This window comes from Paenibacillus sp. TSA_86.1 (assembly GCF_052691815.1).
Genome location: NZ_JBQZGE010000012.1, coordinates 98655 through 116254, shown reverse-complemented (window position 1 = coordinate 116254; position 17600 = coordinate 98655). Strand labels below are relative to the sequence as shown.

Here is a 17600-nt window from a genome sequence, read left to right as displayed (position 1 = left end):
TTTTCTTGATCCTTTATAATAAATATTTTATTTCAACAACCGATATAATATGTTTACTTTCGACAAAAAAACCTTAAAGCTGTTTATCCAGCCTTAAGGTTTTTTGCTTGATCTTTTTTCATCATCACACCGGCATCCTGCAGCATCCACTCAATAAAGCATCCATAACCTGATTTCGGATCATTCACAAATACATGGGTTACTGCACCAATCAGCTTGCCATCCTGAACGATCGGGCTGCCACTCATCCCTTGAACAATGCCACCCGTCTTATCGATCAGCTTAGGGTCTGTAATACGGAGTACAAGCCCTTTTGTCGCTGGCTCCGATTGATCGGCAACATGCACAATATCGATCGAGAAACGTTCTACCTGCTGCCCATCCACCACAGTCAGAATTTCGGCCGGCCCTTCCTTCACTTCATGTGAAAAAGCAACGGGAATGCCTTGCGAATACAAACTGTGGTCCGGGTTTTGAGACATTTTACCGAAGATACCAAACGCCGTATTACGTTCAATATTGCCTAAGATTTTGCTTTCTTTAAGGAAATGGGCTCTTTTTTCACCCGGATCACCATTCTCACTTTTCGCAATGGATGTCACGTTAGACTGTACAATTTGACCACTACCCACAACGATGGATGTTTGAGTATTCATATCCGTAATAACATGACCTAATGCCCCATATACCCCTTGATCCGGTGCATAGAAGGTAAGCGTACCTACACCAGCCGCTGAATCCCGAATGTACAATCCAAGTCTCCACGCTTTATCTTCTGCATCATACGCCGGAGTTAATTTGGTTTTAATCGTTTCGTTGCCACGTTTCAGAACGACATCAATCCCCTGATTACGTTTGCCTGCAAGTTCTACAGCCTCGGATACACCCGCCACACCATCGAGACGTTTGCCATCCATATGCGTAATCAAGTCACCCAATTTGATACCCGCAGCTTCACCTGGAGATTTTTGTTCATCCGGATTAGAACGTACCAGATGATGTCCAACAACCAGAATACCCGCAGATTTAACTTTAACGCCAATGGTTTGACCCCCGGGAACGACACGTAAATCAGGAATTACTTTGACATTTACGGTTTTGACAGGAATTTTCCCCCATAATTTCAAGGTTAATTTGGCATGTCCCGTCTGTTGAGGATGAAGATGCAAGGGTTGCTGCCGATTGAGCTTCAACGCAGATTGATGATCCAGTCCAACGATATCCGGCCGATCAACGACTGCGCTTGAACCGGCAGGTACTGCAAGCCTGACGTCTGCTTGCCTGCCTGCAAATACCTGAACTTCATCAGGCAAGGAAGCATAACTTTGCATCGGCTGAATAACCTGGCTGAGTACACATAGAAAGAAAGCAAATAAAAGACCTAACAATTTTCTCCTGAGGGGGGAATTCAATGGCTGTCACACTCCCTTTGCTTCTTTCGCTTGACGAAAGGTGGTCGCCAATTGCGTACCTTTAAGATAACCCTGCCCCCAGGCTTTTATTACTGTCAAACATTACGCCAGCCGTTCGTTTCACCCTTTTTTGGCTTCCGCCAAATTCAGCATTTCCTGTGCATGATGCAATGTTTTTTCTGTAATTTCCACACCACCAAGCATACGTGCCAACTCCTTCACTCGCCCTTCATCAGACAGCGATTCCACTTGAGTCATCGTACGTCCGTCGTACACATGTTTCTCGATCAGATACTGATGATCAGCCATACAAGCCACTTGTGGCAAGTGAGTAATGGAGAACACCTGGCACGTTGAAGACAAACGATGAAGCTTCTCTGCAATGGATTGTGCTGCCCGGCCGCTAACCCCTGTATCCACTTCGTCAAAAATCAATACCGGAATCCGATCATGACGAGCAAAAATACTTTTCATCGCCAGCATCATTCTGGATAATTCTCCACCCGAAGCGATTTTGCCTAATGGACGGAGAGGCTCTCCTGGGTTGGGTGATATCAGGAATTCCGCACTGTCGGCACCTTGGCGGCTTAAACGTATACGGCGTCCATTCCATTCGATGCCTTTTGTATCTTCCGCTGGCACAATCTGAACCCGAAGTGACGTTCTCTCCATCTGTAAGTCCTTGAGCTCGCTCTCCACCTGAGCAGCCAGTTCCTCTGCACATTGCTTGCGTACTTTACTAAGCTCCTCAGCCGATTCCATCACAAGCAGCAATAATTTGTCTCGTTCAGAACGGAGCTTCTCCAATCGTTCATCCTTGTTCTCGAGCTGGTCGGTTTCATAGCTGATCTGTTCATAATAATTCATAATAAGTTCTACACTGTCCCCATATTTACGCTTCAGGCCGGAGAGAAGATTCAATCGCTGCTCGACTTCCTCTAATCTGCCAGGATTGAATTCGATGCGTTCACGGTAATCCCGCAACTGAAACGCGGCATCCTCCAGTTGATAAAAAGCAGACTGTAATTGCTCCAGAATAGGCTGCAATCCTTTGCTGTCATATCCGGAAATATCCTCAATCCGGGATAAAGCGATACTTACCGCCTCTAACCCTCGTTGACCACTCAGCAGCTCATATGCACCAGCAACGCTGTCCATCATTTTCTCGCTATGGGATAGTTTGACCCGTTCTTCGCCGAGTAATTCATCCTCCCCGCGGGTAAGGCCAGCAGCGGCAATCTCTTCCAGTTGAAAACGATACATGTCGAGCAGCTGGTAAGCCCGCTGGCTTGACTCCTGAAGTGCGCGCAACTCTTTCTCGGCCGCGATAAATTTGCTGTATCGCTCCTGATACCCTGCTTTAACCGGACCGATGATATCGGAGCCGTACGTATCCAGTAGTCCGAGATGACTTTCTGCACGCAGCAGACTCTGATGCTCATGTTGACCATGTATGTTGATCAGCTTCTCGCCCACTTCGCGTAGCATCGTCAAGTTTACAAGCTGCCCGTTAATCCGTGACGTACTTTTGCCCTGTGTGTTCAATTCACGCCGAATCACCAGATGCTCTTCAGGCTCACAATGAATACCCAGCTTTTCTAACGTGCTCCACACCGGATGACTGGGTTCCATTTCGAACAGCGCTTCCATCTCTGCCTTGTCACATCCATAACGGATCAGATCGGCTGAACTTCGTCCCCCGGCAATCAAACCGAGAGCGTCTATAATAATGGATTTACCTGCACCGGTTTCCCCGGACAACACATGAAATCCCGGATGAAAGACCACATCCACTTCTTCCACCACGGCGAGATTGCGAATCGATAACGTAACTAACATCTGCAAAAACACCTCCGGCTGATTTAAGCAATATATCCCATGATGCGCTCAATAACAGTGACGCTGTTTTCTTCTGTACGGCAAATAATAAGAATGGTATCGTCTCCACAGATCGTGCCCATCACTTCAGTCCACTCAATATTGTCAAGCAGTGCAGCAATGGAGTTCGCTGTTCCCGGCAAACATTTCATGACCACGAGATTGTTCGTGTGATCAATGTGAAGAAAGTTATCCACGAGAGCACGCTTAAGCTTTTGAATCGGATTATAGCGTTGATCAGTAGGCAAGGAGTATTTATATCTCCCGTCATCCATTGGAATTTTGATTAACAGGAGTTCCTTGATATCCCGAGATACTGTTGCCTGCGTAACCTGAAAACCCGATTTACGAAGCGCTTCAACCAGATCATCTTGGGTTTCTATTTCATTTTGACTAATAATTTCACGAATCTTAATATGTCGTTGTCCTTTCATATATGCCTCCAATTAAAATATATTGCAATTCAGCGGCATTTGCTTCGCCGCAGTGCTGTTCGATCCATTATTTATGCTTGCTATATATTAGTCCATGTCCTCTCCATCATACACGTCTTCCTGATAATCCATAAGCCTGATTACAATAATATCGGAATCTTCGAGGTCTACATACAGTAATCCTTCACATCCGGGATATAATAACAGATACGGAAGGAAACGATCCCTGATCGCAGGCCCGCTCAGTTCGATCGGTTGTCTGCGACGAGATGTTTTGACCAAGTACCTGGCATCTTCCCGCTCCGCGACATAATCAATAAATAACCTGCTGTATAATACAGAATCATCTGTTTCAAAGGCTAGAGGTACTTTCATTTTCCCGCTGATCACGTCATACCCATTTGCTTCAAGCAAAGACAGGGCTGGAGAATCTTGAATGTTCTCATTGAGCTGCAATTCTGCCAAGCTTACCGGGATCGGCCGATTCATCCAACTACGCAATCCGATAAACAACCATACGATCAAACAGACAGCAAAAACACCAATAACGATGGTGTCATATTGACCATTCATCACGGCTCACCTCGATGACATATTCGAGATTGAACAACCGTTTTCCTTTATCCCAAAACATCTTTCCAGCGAAAAGAAACCCATCCTATGATGAGTTTCCCGTAAAAGTATGTGCAGCTTCTTTTGCCACCTGATCTGCAAGTGCATCAAGTGAAGCCTCGTCGTTCTCTGGTTGTGTTGCCTCCGGTGCTTCCAGACGCCAGTGTGCGAGAAATTCGATATTGCCCTCCCCGCCTGTAATAGGCGAGAACGTCAGACCTTTCAAATTCAACCCGAGTTGATTCGCAAAATGTAACATCGTCTGCAAAACATCTTTGTGCACCTTTGGATCACGAACAACCCCGGATTTCCCCACTTTATCTCGCCCCGCCTCAAACTGTGGTTTAATTAACGCCACAATATCCGCAGGTTGCTGCAACAGAGCGAGCAGAGGCGGAAGGATAATTCGCAAGGAAATGAAGGATACGTCAATGCTTGCAAAGTTTGGCACAGGACCATTTAAATCCTCAGGTGTGACATAACGAAAATTCGTTCGTTCCATAACGGTGACCCGCTCATCATTACGCAGGGACCAGTCCAGCTGGTTATATCCGACATCAATAGCGTATACGTGAGATGCACCATGCTGAAGAGCACAATCTGTAAAACCACCGGTGGATGAACCGATATCCAGCATGACAAGATGATTCATATCCAGACTGAAGTGACGGATTGCCTTTTCAAGCTTTAGTCCACCTCTGCCTACATAAGGATGCACCGAGCCTTTTACCTTCAGTTCAGCATCCCTGGGAATTTTCATGCCCGCTTTTTCAATCGGTTCGTTATTGGCGTATACAAGTCCAGCCATAATTGCAGCCTTTGCCTTCTCACGGCTTTCGTAGTAACCCTGTTCCACCAGCAGCACATCAATTCGTTCTTTCGGGAGTGACATGTCTTTCTCCTATCCGCTAATAATTCATTACGTTTTGATACTATGATTAGGAAGGGAACCGTGTTTTGGACATTCCGTATGAAGATTGAACCGCCATTTTGCGCAATTCGGCGCATACATTCTCCAATGTAAGACCTACTTCTTCACGCTGTTCCTTGATGCTGCCATGCTCGATAAAACGATCCGGGATGCCCATCAAGTGCACATGAACATCATGCATTCCTTGCTCAGCATAGAACTCCAACACCGCACTTCCCATACTGCCCGCTTGAGAGGTCTCTTCAAGTACAATCAGTTTTGTCCCCCGGACAGCCAGATCGCGCAGCATTTGTTCATCTAACGGCTTGAGAAAACGTGCATTAATTACGCCAGCATTCATTCCATCACGCTTAACGGTATCTGCTACTTCCTCAGCCAGCTGAACCATCGATCCTGATGCTATAATGGCATACCCTTCTGCTGGCCGTAACTGTTCCCAAGTTCCGATTGGAATTGGCACCAGAACATCGTCCAAAGGTACACCTACCACATTATTACGCGGGTAACGATATGCAATCGGACCTTCATTATAATCAAGCGCCGTTTTCATCATGTGGCGCAGTTCATTCTCATCTTTTGGCATCATTAGTACGATATTCGGAATGTGACGCATAAACGCAACATCGTATACCCCTTGATGTGTCTCACCGTCAGGCCCAACGAAACCTGCACGATCAATTGCAAATATCACATTTGCATTATGGCGACAGATATCATGAACGATCTGGTCATATGCACGTTGCATAAACGTAGAGTAGACGGCATAGACGGGTTTCAGCCCTTCCATGGCCAGTGCCGCGCACATTGTGGCTGCATGCTGCTCAGCAATCCCCACATCAATCATGCGATCCGGAAACTCTTTGCTGAACGGAATCAAACCCGAACCTGTAGGCATGGCAGGTGTAACAGCAACAATACGTTTATCCTGTTTGGCAAGCTCAATCAGTGTCTGACCAAACACTTCCGTATACATCGGTTTGCCAACCGCTTTAAGCACTTGACCTGATTCAATTTTGTATGGTGAAATACCGTGCCACTTATGAGAATCGGCCTCAGCAGGCTGGTAACCTTTGCCCTTGGTAGTAAGCACATGAACCATCACAGGACCATCCACATTGTCAGCCTGTTTGAACGCTTCAACCAATTGTGATATGTCATGACCGTCAATTGGTCCTAAATACGTGAAACCCAGTTCTTCAAAAAGAACACCAGGAACCATCATATATTTGACGCTATCCTTAATCCAGCTCGCTGACTTCGCCAGACGATCACCAATGGCCGGAATCTTTTTGAGAATTCCTTCTACATCATCTTTTGCTTTCAAATAATGACGATCTGAACGAATTTTACTCAAATATTTGTGCATCGCTCCAACATTGGGTGCGATAGACATTTCATTATCATTCAGGATAACCATCAGCTTCCGCTGTTCATGACCGATATGGTTCAAAGCTTCAAACGCCATCCCCCCCGTAAGCGCTCCATCACCAATGATCGCGATAACTTGATTATCCTCACCTTTTAGATCACGAGCGAGAGCCATACCCATAGCAGCTGACAAAGAAGTACTGCTGTGTCCGGCTTCCCATACGTCATGTTCACTTTCGTTCCGTTTGACAAATCCGCATAATCCGTTCTGTTGGCGCAAGGTATCAAAGCGATCCATTCGCCCCGTCAGAACTTTATGAACATATGCCTGGTGCCCTACATCAAAAATCATTTTATCCGTTGGACTATTGTAGCAGTAATGCAGGGCCACCGTGAGCTCAACCACTCCTAAGTTCGGCGCAAGATGCCCACCTGTAACAGACAGCTTTTCAATTAGAAACTGCCGGATCTCTGCTGACAAAAGAGCAAGATCATCCTGTGACATCACCTTTAGATCACTGGGTTGTTTAATTTGTGGAAGCAGCACGAGAATCTCCCCGCTTTCCTAGAATGTTTGTTTATTGGATGTATATCATTTATTATGCGTAATGGATTGAATAACATTGAATCATTATACCATAAAAGAACAAGAATCATAATTTACAGCCCATTACATCCGATTACGAGTTATTCGTTCACGGATCATATCCGACGCTCTGTACTATGTATTCTTGAATAATGGGAACATGCTTACGTACGTTTAATGACGTGAAAAGACCATTATTACCATTACACCGCTCATCTCACATTGAATCAGTTGACTTCGTCAAATCTTAATGATCACGACTCATTAAGTAATCGGCAATCTCCATTAACCGTGAAGCATCCGGCAATTGCGCTCGTTCCAGTGCATCTTTAGCAGATTGCGTGAGTGATTTCACCTCGGCGATTGAAGCTTCCATCCCAATAAAGTACGGATAGGTTACCTTCTGCTGATGGACGTCACTTTGCGTTTTTTTTCCCATCTTCTGCTCGTCGCCTGTCAGATCCAAAATATCATCCTGAATCTGGAATGCCAAACCCAAGTCACGCCCGAATACTCGCAGCGCCTCAAGTTGACCTTCTGTCGCTCCACCGATTCGGGCACCTGCAAGAAGGGAGAAAACAATCAAATCGCCTGTTTTATGCAAATGAATGTACTGGAGCTGTGACAGATCCGTCATCCCCTGCTCACCTTCCATATCCGCAACCTGACCGCCAACCATACCTCTGGCCCCCGCAAGTTCTGCTAAATCCTGGGTAATAGCTAACACTGCCTCAGCACGTACCCCACCATGAAGCCCCGCCTGAACAATGCTGTAAAAAGCATGGGTCAACAGTGCATCACCTGCAAGAATGGCTGTAGCTTCGCCATAAACTTTGTGATTCGTTAATTTTCCCCTACGGTAATCATCATTATCCATAGCAGGCAGGTCATCGTGGATCAAAGAATACGTATGAACCATCTCCACGGCGCAGGCTACCGGCATCGCAGCTGTCCGCTCCGCTCCGAAGGCTTCCGCCGCGGCAACGACCAAAAGTGGACGAAGACGTTTACCGCCGGCCATCAAGGAATACTGCATGGATTCCGTTAGCGAACGTGGCACATCCCAGTGTTCAGGAAGGATATGCTTCAGCGCTTCGGTGACTTCACCAGTAATCTCCTGAAGATAAGCTTCGAATGATACACGGTTACTCATGAATCTCACCGCTCTCATCGTCAGCCGTGCCAAATGGCTTCTTGCGAAGCTCTCCATCTTCTTCTACGATCATTTCAATCTTACGTTCCACTTGTTCCAGCTTCAGACCGCATAACTGGGAAAGTTTCATTCCGCGCTGAAACAAATCAATCGCCTGCTCCAGAGGAACATCCCCATGTTCCAGTTGACCTACGATTTCTTCCAGTGCCGCCATTGCCTCTTCAAAATTCAGTTCCGGTTCATTCGCCATGGTTGTTGTCCTCCTTCATTCCCCAGACCTGACAGTCCAGCTGTCCGTCCGCTAATTTGATTTTCACCGAGTCACCCGGCTGTACGTCATTTATGGATTTGACCAGTTGCTGCTCGTGCTCATCGTAGACGAGACTATAACCACGTGACATTACTTTCAGCGGACTAAGGGCGTCGAGATGCCGAACCACTGATTTCCATTGTTGCTGTTTGCTACGCGTGATCGACCTCATCGCAAGTTCAAGCTGCTTTCGCGCCGCCGCGTTATCCCGGCGAGCTGTGTTCACCTGTTCCCGAGGATTGAAGCGCTGCAAAGCTGTACGCAACCGTTCTTGCTTTTCCACTGTCCATTTCATACGAGTATTCACGCTACGTTGCAAGCGTTGATGAAGCATATCCAGTCGTTCGGTGTGCTGCATCAACGTTCTGCGCGGATGCACCAACACTGGTGAGCGCTGAAGACGAGTTAGGCGTTCACGATGATATACAGCACGTTGCTTCAGACTGTTTTGTAACTGACGCTGTCTTCGTGCAATCTGTTCCAGTAGCTCTGCACGATTCGGCACAGCAAGTTCCGCTGCCGCTGTTGGTGTCGCAGCACGCAAATCCGCAGCAAAGTCTGCAATCGTAAAGTCCGTTTCATGACCAATCGCAGATATTACTGGAATGGTTGAAGCCGCAATGGCGCGAGCTACAATTTCTTCGTTAAAAGCCCACAGTTCTTCGAGTGATCCACCACCCCGCCCGACAATAAGCACATCTGCTTCATCCATATGGTTAAAGTTGTTTATCGCTTTAACGATGGATGGAGCTGCTCCCTTGCCTTGAACGAGTACAGGATATAACACCACTCTTGCCGATGGGTATCTGCGCTGGAGTGTGATCATGATGTCACGAACCGCAGCTCCTGTAGGAGACGTTATAACACCGATCGTTTGTGGATAACGCGGAATAGGTCTTTTGCGAGCAGGAGAGAACAAACCTTCATCCTCAAGTTTCTTTTTCAGTTGTTCATAGGCCAAATACAGACTACCAATACCATCTGGCTGCATATGTGTCGCGTAAAATTGATACTGCCCGTCCCGTTCATACACCGAAACATTGCCACGCGCAATAACCCTTGCACCCTCCTTCGGTACAAAGGGTAACCGCTGATTATGGGATGCAAACATGATCGATTTGATCCGGCTGTCCTTGTCTTTTAACGTAAAATACATATGGCCGCTGGAGTGATGCGTGAAATTGGAAATCTCTCCGCGCAGCCAGACGTCCGACAGAACCTGATCCGATTCCAGTTTCATCCGGATATAACGGTTCAGGTCTTTGATAGAATAGATTTTCTGATCTGCCACAGATCGATACCTAGGCCAATCCGTGAGCGCGCTTCGCGGCGACCAAAGTGTTCTTCATCAGCATTGTGATGGTCATTGGACCCACGCCACCAGGAACAGGAGTAATTGGACCAGAGACTTCCTTTACACTTTCAAAATCCACATCACCTGCAAGTTTTCCGTTATCCAAACGATTCATGCCCACATCGATAACAACAGCGCCTGGTTTTACATAATCTGCGTCCACAAAATTAGCACGACCAATCGCCACGACAAGAATATCGGCCTGACGCGTAATTTCTTTCATGTTGGCCGTACGGGAGTGGCACATCGTCACGGTTGCATTTTCACGCTGTAGCAGCAAGGATACCGGTTTGCCTACAATGTTACTGCGACCGATAACTACTGCGTGTTTACCGGACATTTCCAAACCTGTTCGTTTAATCAGTTCGATGACACCTGCCGGAGTACATGGCAGCAAGCTGTCATCACCAATAACCAGATTCCCTACATTCACAGGGTGAAATCCATCTACGTCTTTCTCTACAGCAATCGCATCGATGACCGCTTTTTCTTCAATATGGCCTGGTAATGGAAGCTGCACCAGGATGCCATTTATCGATTTCTGATTGTTCAGCTTGTCCACAAGAGCAAGCAGATCAGCTTGAGATGTACCTGCATCCAAACGATGTACTTCGGAATAAAAACCGAGGTCGTGACATGCTTTTTCCTTATTACGCACATAAACCTGAGATGCCGGGTCTTCACCGACGAGCACAACTGCCAGACCAGGTACTACCCCCTGTTCGCTAAGCTGTTTCACTTCTGCAGTCATGCTAGCGCGGAGCTCTTGGGATACTTCTTTGCCGTTAATAATAGATGCTGTCATTGTACTCTCTCTCCCTTATATGAACATATATTAGATAAAACGATCTAGATACATTCTTACAGAAAAGCTCATCAGTCCACTCTACTTTATCGAGGACGTTCCACTAGGATAATTTTTGCTTGATACTATCCACTTCCTGAATCATACGGCCAAGAACACCATTGACGAACTTTCCAGACTCATCTGTACCAAAATACTTCGAGAGGTCAATCGCTTCGTTAACCGAAACTTTGGCCGGAACATCGTCACGGAACACCATTTCATACGTAGACAAACGTAAAATTTGACGGTCTACACGAGACAACCGGCTGAGCTGCCAGCCTTTCAAATAATCCACAAGCAAACCATCAATCGCTTCCTTATGACTCCATGTACCTTGTACTATTTCAGTAACATAGCTACGCATCACTTCTTCATCACGAATGACAACTTCTGTTTCATTATCCTCAGCCGCCTCTGTAATCAGCATGTTCACCGCTTCTGCTGCGCTTACTTCGTTCATTTCCATCTGATACAGGCTTTGTACTGCAATTTCCCTCGCCAAACGTCTTTTCATGTCCTGCCTCCTGCAGCGCTCTATCCTGAGCGTCATCATGCTTATTTTAAATTCAAGAAACCACTATTTTCCCCTACCCTATACAGGATACCCATGGCTCTTTCAGATATTGCGATCTCTTCTCACAAAAAAACCTGCAAAACGTTTCCTCCGAAAATCGGGCAACTCAAACTACAGTTCTATTTTCGGAGGAAACATATTGCAGGGTTCTGATAGGCTCATTTGAACGGGCGCCAGCGATCCCCGAGCCATTGTCGTAACTCCACCCAGGGAATAAACGAACCAAGCTTCTCATCGCTTCGTCTGCCAAATGTATAACCAATGAACACCAAAAGTGCAAAGAACAACATATCCCAAAAACCGATCCATACATAAAGAAATCCTAGCAGGATACCAAAGGCAACGCCAAGAATCCGTCCCTTGTAGCTATCCCAAATCTCTCTCCACAACATCAGTGAAACTCACCTCATTCCACGCGACTCTTGTAGTTAGGCGACTGGGTCACATTAGCGATATACACTGTTACAAAAGAAACCGGAATCCCTGTAATCTCCTGAACATGATCGTGTATAGCCTTTTGCAGATCCGTGGTCAGTGCCGGAATAGGTGTCTCCCCATCCACAACGGCCCGAATCTTAATTTCCAGTCCTGACTCAACCACGCGAATGCGCGCTTTGACGTCACGTACTCCACGAAAGCGGGATGTTGCCTTCAGACAGAGGTTCTCAATCGTCTCCATCGAAATCTGCACATCCCCGAACTCGGTACGTTGATCCACAGACGGCAACGAGCCGCGCTCACGCCGAATCGAGATGTAGAAAAAACGTAAACTCAGGACAAACAAAATCGCAGCTGCGACAATGGACGCAACAATGACATTTTGTTCCTGCTGGTAATTCAATTCGTATGGCAGCACACCGCTAATCAGTAAGATGACCGCTGCCGATATTGCTCCTACGCTTATGCTGTATATAAACAACAGAAGCCGATCCAGTATTTTAGCCACGAACTGCACAGCCTCCCTTGCTCACTCACATTGCTTAACTTGCTGAATGGCATAACGTTCATCACCTTGTCCAGCCGAAGTGCATAACCAAAGACCTGTCCAAGACGGGATAACCCCCGACAGGAGTGCCGGGGGAAATCTGTCTTTTTTATTTTACACGTTGCGTGTTCAGGTCGATCTCTTCCACTTTTTCAGCACTCTTGAACTGAACGTCGTGGATGTGCACATTCACTTCATTCACGTTAAGTCCTGTCATATTCTCAATGGAGCGCTTTACGTTTTGTTGGATTTCAGTAGCAACCTGTGGCAGACGGTATCCATACTCAATAATAACGGAAACGTCCACTGCAGCTTCGCGTTGACCTACTTCAACCTTAACCCCTTTTGAAAGGTTTTTGCGGCCCAGCAGTTCTGCGAATCCACCTGCGAATCCACCGCTCATTCCTGCTACTCCCTTTACCTCCACTGTTGCAAGTCCAGCGATCACTTCAATTACTTCAGGTGCGATCTGGATTTCACCGATATCCGTACGTTCAAATTCTGTCGGTAGTGTACTCATAATGTTTAACACACCTTTCGCGAGATAAGTTTGCGGCCATCCGTCAGGGCGCCGGTTCATTTTCATAAACGCTGGAACCCCTCCGGTCCGGCTTTACCGGAACTCCTGCAGCCATCCGCTGGTGTGCGGGCTTATCCGATGCAGGAGACATGCGCTCTTATTATTCATACTATATCATTTGGGCTGCTTTATGACAAACAAGCCCAATATGACTATTAAATCTCGTTTTCCTCAAGGAATTTGATGTCAAAATCTCCGCGGATAAACGTTGGATGCTCCAGAAGTTTCTGATGGAAAGGGATCGTTGTAGAGATACCTTCAATCGCAAACTCTGCCAAAGCACGCTTCATTTTGGCAATCGCTTCATCGCGGGTTGCACCCCAGACGATCAATTTTGCAATCATGGAGTCATAGAACGGTGAAATCGTATAACCAGGATAGGCTGCGCTATCCACACGAACCCCTGGGCCGCCCGGAGCAAGATAAAAACCAATCTTGCCTGGTGCAGGCATAAAGTTCCGATCAGGATCCTCAGCATTAATCCGGCATTCAATCGACCATCCATTGATGACGACGTCTTCTTGACGGAAAGAAAGCGGATTCCCTTCGGCAACAGAGATCATTTCACGGATCAGATCCACACCAGTTACCATTTCGGTTACCGGATGCTCAACCTGAATACGTGTGTTCATCTCCATAAAGTAGAACTCGCCATTTGGGCTAAGCAGGAATTCCAGTGTACCCGCTCCGGAGTAATTCACCGCAAGGGCAGCACGGACAGCAGCGTCACCCATCTGGGTGCGTACTTCCTCGTTCAGCACAGGGCAAGGCGCTTCCTCAACGAGCTTCTGACGACGGCGCTGAACGGAACAGTCACGCTCACCAAGATGAACAGCATTGCCATGCTTGTCAGCCATAATTTGAATTTCAACGTGTTTCATACCTGTCAGGAATTTTTCCAGATATACACCGGCATTACCGAATGCTTTCTGAGCCTCCTGCTGCGCTGCTGTAATCTGTTTCACTAGCTGATCTTCGTCTTCAGCAATCCGAATCCCTTTACCTCCACCACCAGCGGTAGCTTTGATAATGACAGGGTAACCGATATCACGGCCAATCATAATCGCTTCTTCCGTTGTTTCTACAAGGCCGTCTGATCCAGGAATTACAGGCACGCCTGCATCTTTCATGGTCTGTTTGGCTACAGCCTTGTCACCCATTTTAGTGATGGCTTCCGGTGAAGGCCCAATAAATGTAATGTTGCAGGAATCACAGATTTCCGCGAAATCAGCATTCTCTGCCAAAAAGCCGTATCCCGGGTGGATGGCATCACACTCCGTCAAAGTGGCAACACTCATCAGGTTGGTAAAGTTAAGATAACTGTCCTTGGACAGCGTTGGTCCGATACAGTAAGCCTCGTCAGCCAGACGGACATGCAATGAGTCCTTGTCCGCTTCCGAGTAAACAGCCACTGTCGATATGCCAAGCTCGCGGCAAGCACGAATAATGCGCACAGCAATCTCGCCACGATTGGCAATCAATATTTTATGAAATTTCATTTCGTTATTGTCCTCCTTCGAAGCTCATGCGGCTGCTGTTAACCAGTTATAACCGTTATTCGGGTTTTACCAGGAACAGGGGTTGTCCATATTCAACAAGCTGTCCATTTTCAACCAGCACCTCAACGATTTCTCCCTTGATGTCCGCATCAAGCTCGTTCATCAGCTTCATGGCTTCGATGATGCATACGGTTGTTTTCTCAACAACTTTATCACCCACGCTCACAAAAGAACCTGCTTCCGGTGAGGAAGCTCTGTAAAATGTACCTACCATGGGAGATACAATTTTATGTAAATGACTTGTTGTATCGGCTTGTGGAGCAGACTCACTTACAACTGCAGCAGCAGGTTGTGCCTGCGGAGCAGCAATCACTTGCGGTTGTACGGCAGCAGCCTGTACAAACTCCGTTTTGCCCGGTTTGCGGATCGATAAACGCGATCCTTCATTTTCAATTTCCAATTCCTGAACGGAACTTTCATCCACCAATTTGATCAATTCTTTAATTTCACTCAATTTAAACATTTCCATTATTCACTCCTTCGGCATCATGCCAGTCTCACTAGGACGGTCATATGGCTTTTAGTATTATATCATAATCATTAAAAATGGAAAGAGCCCGAGAGTCGAACAAGCTCCCGGGGCTTCCTTATCACATTTTCGCTTACTGTTCTGTGACATATTGCACGCTAATTTTGTTCTGGGATACAGACAATTCTTTCATAACCAGATCAACGATAGAAACCGCCTGTTTAACGTCAAGTTTGTCACTCAGAACCACCACTTTATACTTGTCAGCCTCTTCCTGAACGACTGCATTTGCGTACTGTTGGGAGAGCGTTTCTTCGATACCTGTAATTTTGGCCTGTTTATCTTCGAGCACCCGTAACTGCTCTGTCGCTTTTGCATTCTCTTGCGGTGTTTTACTCAGATCACCTGCAACGGTCATCAATTCCTCGTATTTGCGATTGTTGCTCTCCTCACGTTGCCACTGGTAATTCTGGAACTGACTGCTTGCGGACACAGCGGTATTTTGCTGTTCCATCTCTTTGAGCACTTCCTCGTCCGTCTTGGCAGCCTCGCCCTCTGTTTTCCCTTCGGTCTTCGGCGTGGTCATTGCTCCGTTTTCGGCACTATTCTCTGACTTTTTATCGGTTTCCCCTTCTTTTGCACCTGGCTCAGCTACAGGTGTTTTTTCAGTTTTTCCCGCTTCCTGTCCGTTCGCACCCGTCGTATTTTCAGCCGGATCATCGGCTACACCCGAATCGCCCGTCACTTCTCCGCTATTCACAACTTCGTTAATGACCAAACCCTCTGTTGGATCCACAATACCGGCCGTTTCCTTCGCTTCTCCCTGTTTCATACCATTCACTTGCTGACTATCAGCAACAGGCATTTTTACAGGTCCCGAATCTTCAGTAAACAGATAATATGCGGACAAAATAACCATCAGACTCAGCATGGAGACGAGCCATATCGTTTGACGTTTGTTATTCATTTAGTACATCCTCCTCAAAATAGGGTTGACTCTGGCAACACTTTTCATGTGATCCGTCGTGAATGATTTCTTCAATCCTGTTTGCGCGGAACGACCGAGATCCGGTACGCAGCAACGTTTAAACCTTTTTCAACAGCATCTGTAATCAAGTCTTTCACAACCTTGTTCTCTGCACCTTTTGCCACGACGAGTACACCACGAATCTGCGGTTTTAGTTTTTTCGTGACAATCGGCGTCTGATTTCCTGATATTTCATACGTAATGATCTCTCCGTCACGGGTATATTGCGTCATATGTCGTTTGCCACCATTGGCATCCGTCTCTTCAGTAAGCTGCTGTGAATCTTTGACGTTCCGCTGCACCACCAGTTCTTCGGTGGAATCTACGGTGACCATCACATCAACGGTGCCCACGCCTACGATATTTTCCAGCACCCCTTTGACCTTGTCTTCAAATGCCATTTCGATCGCCTGAAAAGGATTCTCTTCCATTAAATCATTCTGGATGGCTGACATGGAGGAGGCTTGTTCCGGTGGTTCCCGACCGATGTTTTCGGAATCTATTTTTTTGACATTGACAAAAGAATTAAACAGCATGATGCCCACACCGATCAGTCCCAGAATGATCAGCCAACGCAAGGTTTGACTGCGCTTTGCACCACCTTCACCGCCGCCCATCCAGTTTTCCAGCTTTTTGAACCATGGTTTCATCGGATCCCCTCCTTCTCAGAGCACTTCTGCATTTTTCGTCTCAGTCACCTGAACTTGACTCGCATCAATCTTCCATTTTTCTTGTAACAGTTTAATAATCTGTACAGCATGTTCAGACCGTGAAACACTTGTTTTCTCTGCGTCGGAATCTTCACTATCGCCGGGTGTAACAGGTAATTCGGATACAGGATGAGCAGATAATTGATCCTCATCCGTATTTGACTGCTCACCGTTCGACTTAATCTGTACATTAGCAATTTCAATCGGATCAATCTGGATCGATGGAGCACTCCGCTGGTTTCCGTCTTGTTCTGCAAGTTCTTTCGTTTCTGATATCGGATGACTATTGACAGGTTCTGCCCCTCCTGAATCCGGTTTGGATTTTGCCGGCTTACCCGCCATCTTAACCACAACTTGCTGAATGACAGGTAGTTCAACAGAAGTGGTTGCCCCAGTATCGACATCTTGTTTTTTCATTGCCAGCTGCACCTCGACAGACTGAACTTTCGCGCCGATCATTTCTTCAATCTGTCCTTTCATGTTGCTCGCCACTTCCTTGGCCGTCCACTTCAAGGACTGCTGTTGCTCGCTCGCTTGCATTTGCTTCCCCCGAGCAAGTATCTGTTCGAGTGTTGCCTGGCCATCTGTCGGAGCATCCATGGCTGTCATGGCTCGTTTCAGTTCGCCTACCGGATCACTTCGCAGCAGTTTGGTGATGGGTGATAATAGAGTCAGCAGGATGAGAAGGCTCAGCACAAGCTTGACGTACCGTTCCATAGATCGATTTGGAAGCAGCATATCTACAAACGTTGCGAGTAGAACGATCATGATCAGATCCTGCAGCCAGCTGCTCAGCCACCCCATCCTCTCC

The 17600-nt window shown here is 46.8% G+C and carries 19 protein-coding genes; all 19 read right to left on the bottom strand.

Features of this window, described 5'->3' with window-relative positions; genetic code table 11:
- Nucleotides 1-83 precede the first annotated feature (83 nt).
- The 19 genes from spoIVB to spoIIIAF all read right to left on the bottom strand — a co-directional run bounded on the left by spoIVB (nucleotide 84) and on the right by spoIIIAF (nucleotide 17593).
- Nucleotides 84-1412 carry a SpoIVB peptidase gene (gene spoIVB / locus ACUTVW_RS20305; RefSeq protein ID WP_445647443.1) on the bottom strand — a complete coding sequence of 443 codons (1329 nt, stop codon included), beginning with the start codon at nucleotides 1410-1412 and terminating at the stop codon, nucleotides 84-86.
- A gap of 120 nt (nucleotides 1413-1532) precedes the next feature.
- Nucleotides 1533-3251, bottom strand: coding sequence for a DNA repair protein RecN (gene recN, locus ACUTVW_RS20300; RefSeq protein WP_445647442.1), 1719 nt, complete (start codon nucleotides 3249-3251; stop codon nucleotides 1533-1535).
- 23 nt (nucleotides 3252-3274) lie between these two features.
- Nucleotides 3275-3724 (bottom strand): transcriptional regulator AhrC/ArgR, encoded by a 450-nt coding sequence (gene ahrC / locus ACUTVW_RS20295; protein ID WP_434750469.1) that lies wholly within the window; start codon nucleotides 3722-3724, stop codon nucleotides 3275-3277.
- Nucleotides 3725-3811: 87 nt separating this feature from the next.
- On the bottom strand, nucleotides 3812-4297 hold the full coding sequence (locus tag ACUTVW_RS20290) for a hypothetical protein (RefSeq protein WP_445647441.1): 486 nt from the start codon (nucleotides 4295-4297) through the stop codon (nucleotides 3812-3814).
- Between the two features lie 85 nt (nucleotides 4298-4382).
- On the bottom strand, nucleotides 4383-5228 hold the full coding sequence (locus ACUTVW_RS20285; protein ID WP_445647440.1) for a TlyA family RNA methyltransferase: 846 nt from the start codon (nucleotides 5226-5228) through the stop codon (nucleotides 4383-4385).
- A 46-nt stretch (nucleotides 5229-5274) separates the two neighbouring features.
- On the bottom strand, nucleotides 5275-7182 hold the full coding sequence (dxs, locus tag ACUTVW_RS20280; protein ID WP_445647439.1) for a 1-deoxy-D-xylulose-5-phosphate synthase: 1908 nt from the start codon (nucleotides 7180-7182) through the stop codon (nucleotides 5275-5277).
- 286 nt (nucleotides 7183-7468) lie between these two features.
- Nucleotides 7469-8392: a polyprenyl synthetase family protein gene (locus tag ACUTVW_RS20275; protein ID WP_445647438.1), complete on the bottom strand. Its 924-nt coding sequence runs from the start codon at nucleotides 8390-8392 to the stop codon at nucleotides 7469-7471.
- On the bottom strand, nucleotides 8367-8624 hold the full coding sequence (gene xseB, locus ACUTVW_RS20270) for an exodeoxyribonuclease VII small subunit (RefSeq protein WP_445647437.1): 258 nt from the start codon (nucleotides 8622-8624) through the stop codon (nucleotides 8367-8369). Before xseB ends, ACUTVW_RS20275 begins: the two co-directional genes overlap by 26 nt.
- Entirely contained in the window at nucleotides 8614-9975 is a 1362-nt protein-coding gene (gene xseA, locus ACUTVW_RS20265) for an exodeoxyribonuclease VII large subunit (protein WP_445647436.1), read from the bottom strand. The genes xseB and xseA overlap by 11 nt, the downstream gene beginning before the upstream one ends.
- 10 nt (nucleotides 9976-9985) lie before the next feature.
- A complete protein-coding gene (gene folD / locus ACUTVW_RS20260) occupies nucleotides 9986-10843 on the bottom strand; it encodes a bifunctional methylenetetrahydrofolate dehydrogenase/methenyltetrahydrofolate cyclohydrolase FolD (protein WP_445647435.1) in 858 nt (285 codons plus the stop codon).
- A gap of 103 nt (nucleotides 10844-10946) precedes the next feature.
- Nucleotides 10947-11399, bottom strand: coding sequence for a transcription antitermination factor NusB (nusB, locus tag ACUTVW_RS20255; RefSeq protein ID WP_434750461.1), 453 nt, complete (start codon nucleotides 11397-11399; stop codon nucleotides 10947-10949).
- Between the two features lie 218 nt (nucleotides 11400-11617).
- Nucleotides 11618-11851 carry a DUF2273 domain-containing protein gene (locus ACUTVW_RS20250; protein WP_445647434.1) on the bottom strand — a complete coding sequence of 78 codons (234 nt, stop codon included), beginning with the start codon at nucleotides 11849-11851 and terminating at the stop codon, nucleotides 11618-11620.
- A gap of 14 nt (nucleotides 11852-11865) precedes the next feature.
- On the bottom strand, nucleotides 11866-12405 hold the full coding sequence (amaP, locus tag ACUTVW_RS20245) for an alkaline shock response membrane anchor protein AmaP (protein ID WP_090922517.1): 540 nt from the start codon (nucleotides 12403-12405) through the stop codon (nucleotides 11866-11868).
- Nucleotides 12406-12553: 148 nt separating this feature from the next.
- Entirely contained in the window at nucleotides 12554-12964 is a 411-nt protein-coding gene (locus ACUTVW_RS20240) for an Asp23/Gls24 family envelope stress response protein (RefSeq protein WP_090922519.1), read from the bottom strand.
- Between the two features lie 215 nt (nucleotides 12965-13179).
- A complete protein-coding gene (gene accC, locus ACUTVW_RS20235; RefSeq protein ID WP_445647433.1) occupies nucleotides 13180-14523 on the bottom strand; it encodes an acetyl-CoA carboxylase biotin carboxylase subunit in 1344 nt (447 codons plus the stop codon).
- 55 nt (nucleotides 14524-14578) lie between these two features.
- Nucleotides 14579-15046 carry an acetyl-CoA carboxylase biotin carboxyl carrier protein gene (accB, locus tag ACUTVW_RS20230; RefSeq protein ID WP_445647432.1) on the bottom strand — a complete coding sequence of 156 codons (468 nt, stop codon included), beginning with the start codon at nucleotides 15044-15046 and terminating at the stop codon, nucleotides 14579-14581.
- Nucleotides 15047-15185: 139 nt separating this feature from the next.
- Complete coding sequence (locus ACUTVW_RS20225) at nucleotides 15186-16019, bottom strand: SpoIIIAH-like family protein (RefSeq protein WP_445647431.1); 834 nt, start codon at nucleotides 16017-16019, stop codon at nucleotides 15186-15188.
- A 71-nt stretch (nucleotides 16020-16090) separates the two neighbouring features.
- A complete protein-coding gene (spoIIIAG, locus tag ACUTVW_RS20220; protein WP_445647430.1) occupies nucleotides 16091-16729 on the bottom strand; it encodes a stage III sporulation protein AG in 639 nt (212 codons plus the stop codon).
- A gap of 15 nt (nucleotides 16730-16744) precedes the next feature.
- Nucleotides 16745-17593: a stage III sporulation protein AF gene (gene spoIIIAF, locus ACUTVW_RS20215; protein ID WP_445647429.1), complete on the bottom strand. Its 849-nt coding sequence runs from the start codon at nucleotides 17591-17593 to the stop codon at nucleotides 16745-16747.
- Nucleotides 17594-17600: the final 7 nt, after the last annotated feature.

Bases quoted from the DNA above. Each gene is read 5' to 3' on its own strand.
- recN (WP_445647442.1), bottom strand. From the start codon at position 3,251: ATGTTAGTTACGTTATCGATTCGCAATCTCGCCGTGGTGGAAGAAGTG.
- ahrC (WP_434750469.1), bottom strand. From the start codon at position 3,724: ATGAAAGGACAACGACATATTAAGATTCGTGAAATTATTAGTCAAAAT.
- ACUTVW_RS20290 (WP_445647441.1), bottom strand. From the start codon at position 4,297: ATGAATGGTCAATATGACACCATCGTTATTGGTGTTTTTGCTGTCTGT.
- ACUTVW_RS20285 (WP_445647440.1), bottom strand. From the start codon at position 5,228: ATGTCACTCCCGAAAGAACGAATTGATGTGCTGCTGGTGGAACAGGGT.
- ACUTVW_RS20275 (WP_445647438.1), bottom strand. From the start codon at position 8,392: ATGAGAGCGGTGAGATTCATGAGTAACCGTGTATCATTCGAAGCTTAT.
- xseB (WP_445647437.1), bottom strand. From the start codon at position 8,624: ATGGCGAATGAACCGGAACTGAATTTTGAAGAGGCAATGGCGGCACTG.
- folD (WP_445647435.1), bottom strand. From the start codon at position 10,843: ATGACAGCATCTATTATTAACGGCAAAGAAGTATCCCAAGAGCTCCGC.
- nusB (WP_434750461.1), bottom strand. From the start codon at position 11,399: ATGAAAAGACGTTTGGCGAGGGAAATTGCAGTACAAAGCCTGTATCAG.
- ACUTVW_RS20250 (WP_445647434.1), bottom strand. From the start codon at position 11,851: ATGTTGTGGAGAGAGATTTGGGATAGCTACAAGGGACGGATTCTTGGC.
- ACUTVW_RS20240 (WP_090922519.1), bottom strand. From the start codon at position 12,964: ATGAGTACACTACCGACAGAATTTGAACGTACGGATATCGGTGAAATC.
- accC (WP_445647433.1), bottom strand. From the start codon at position 14,523: ATGAAATTTCATAAAATATTGATTGCCAATCGTGGCGAGATTGCTGTG.
- accB (WP_445647432.1), bottom strand. From the start codon at position 15,046: ATGTTTAAATTGAGTGAAATTAAAGAATTGATCAAATTGGTGGATGAA.
- ACUTVW_RS20225 (WP_445647431.1), bottom strand. From the start codon at position 16,019: ATGAATAACAAACGTCAAACGATATGGCTCGTCTCCATGCTGAGTCTG.
- spoIIIAG (WP_445647430.1), bottom strand. From the start codon at position 16,729: ATGAAACCATGGTTCAAAAAGCTGGAAAACTGGATGGGCGGCGGTGAA.
- spoIIIAF (WP_445647429.1), bottom strand. From the start codon at position 17,593: ATGGGGTGGCTGAGCAGCTGGCTGCAGGATCTGATCATGATCGTTCTA.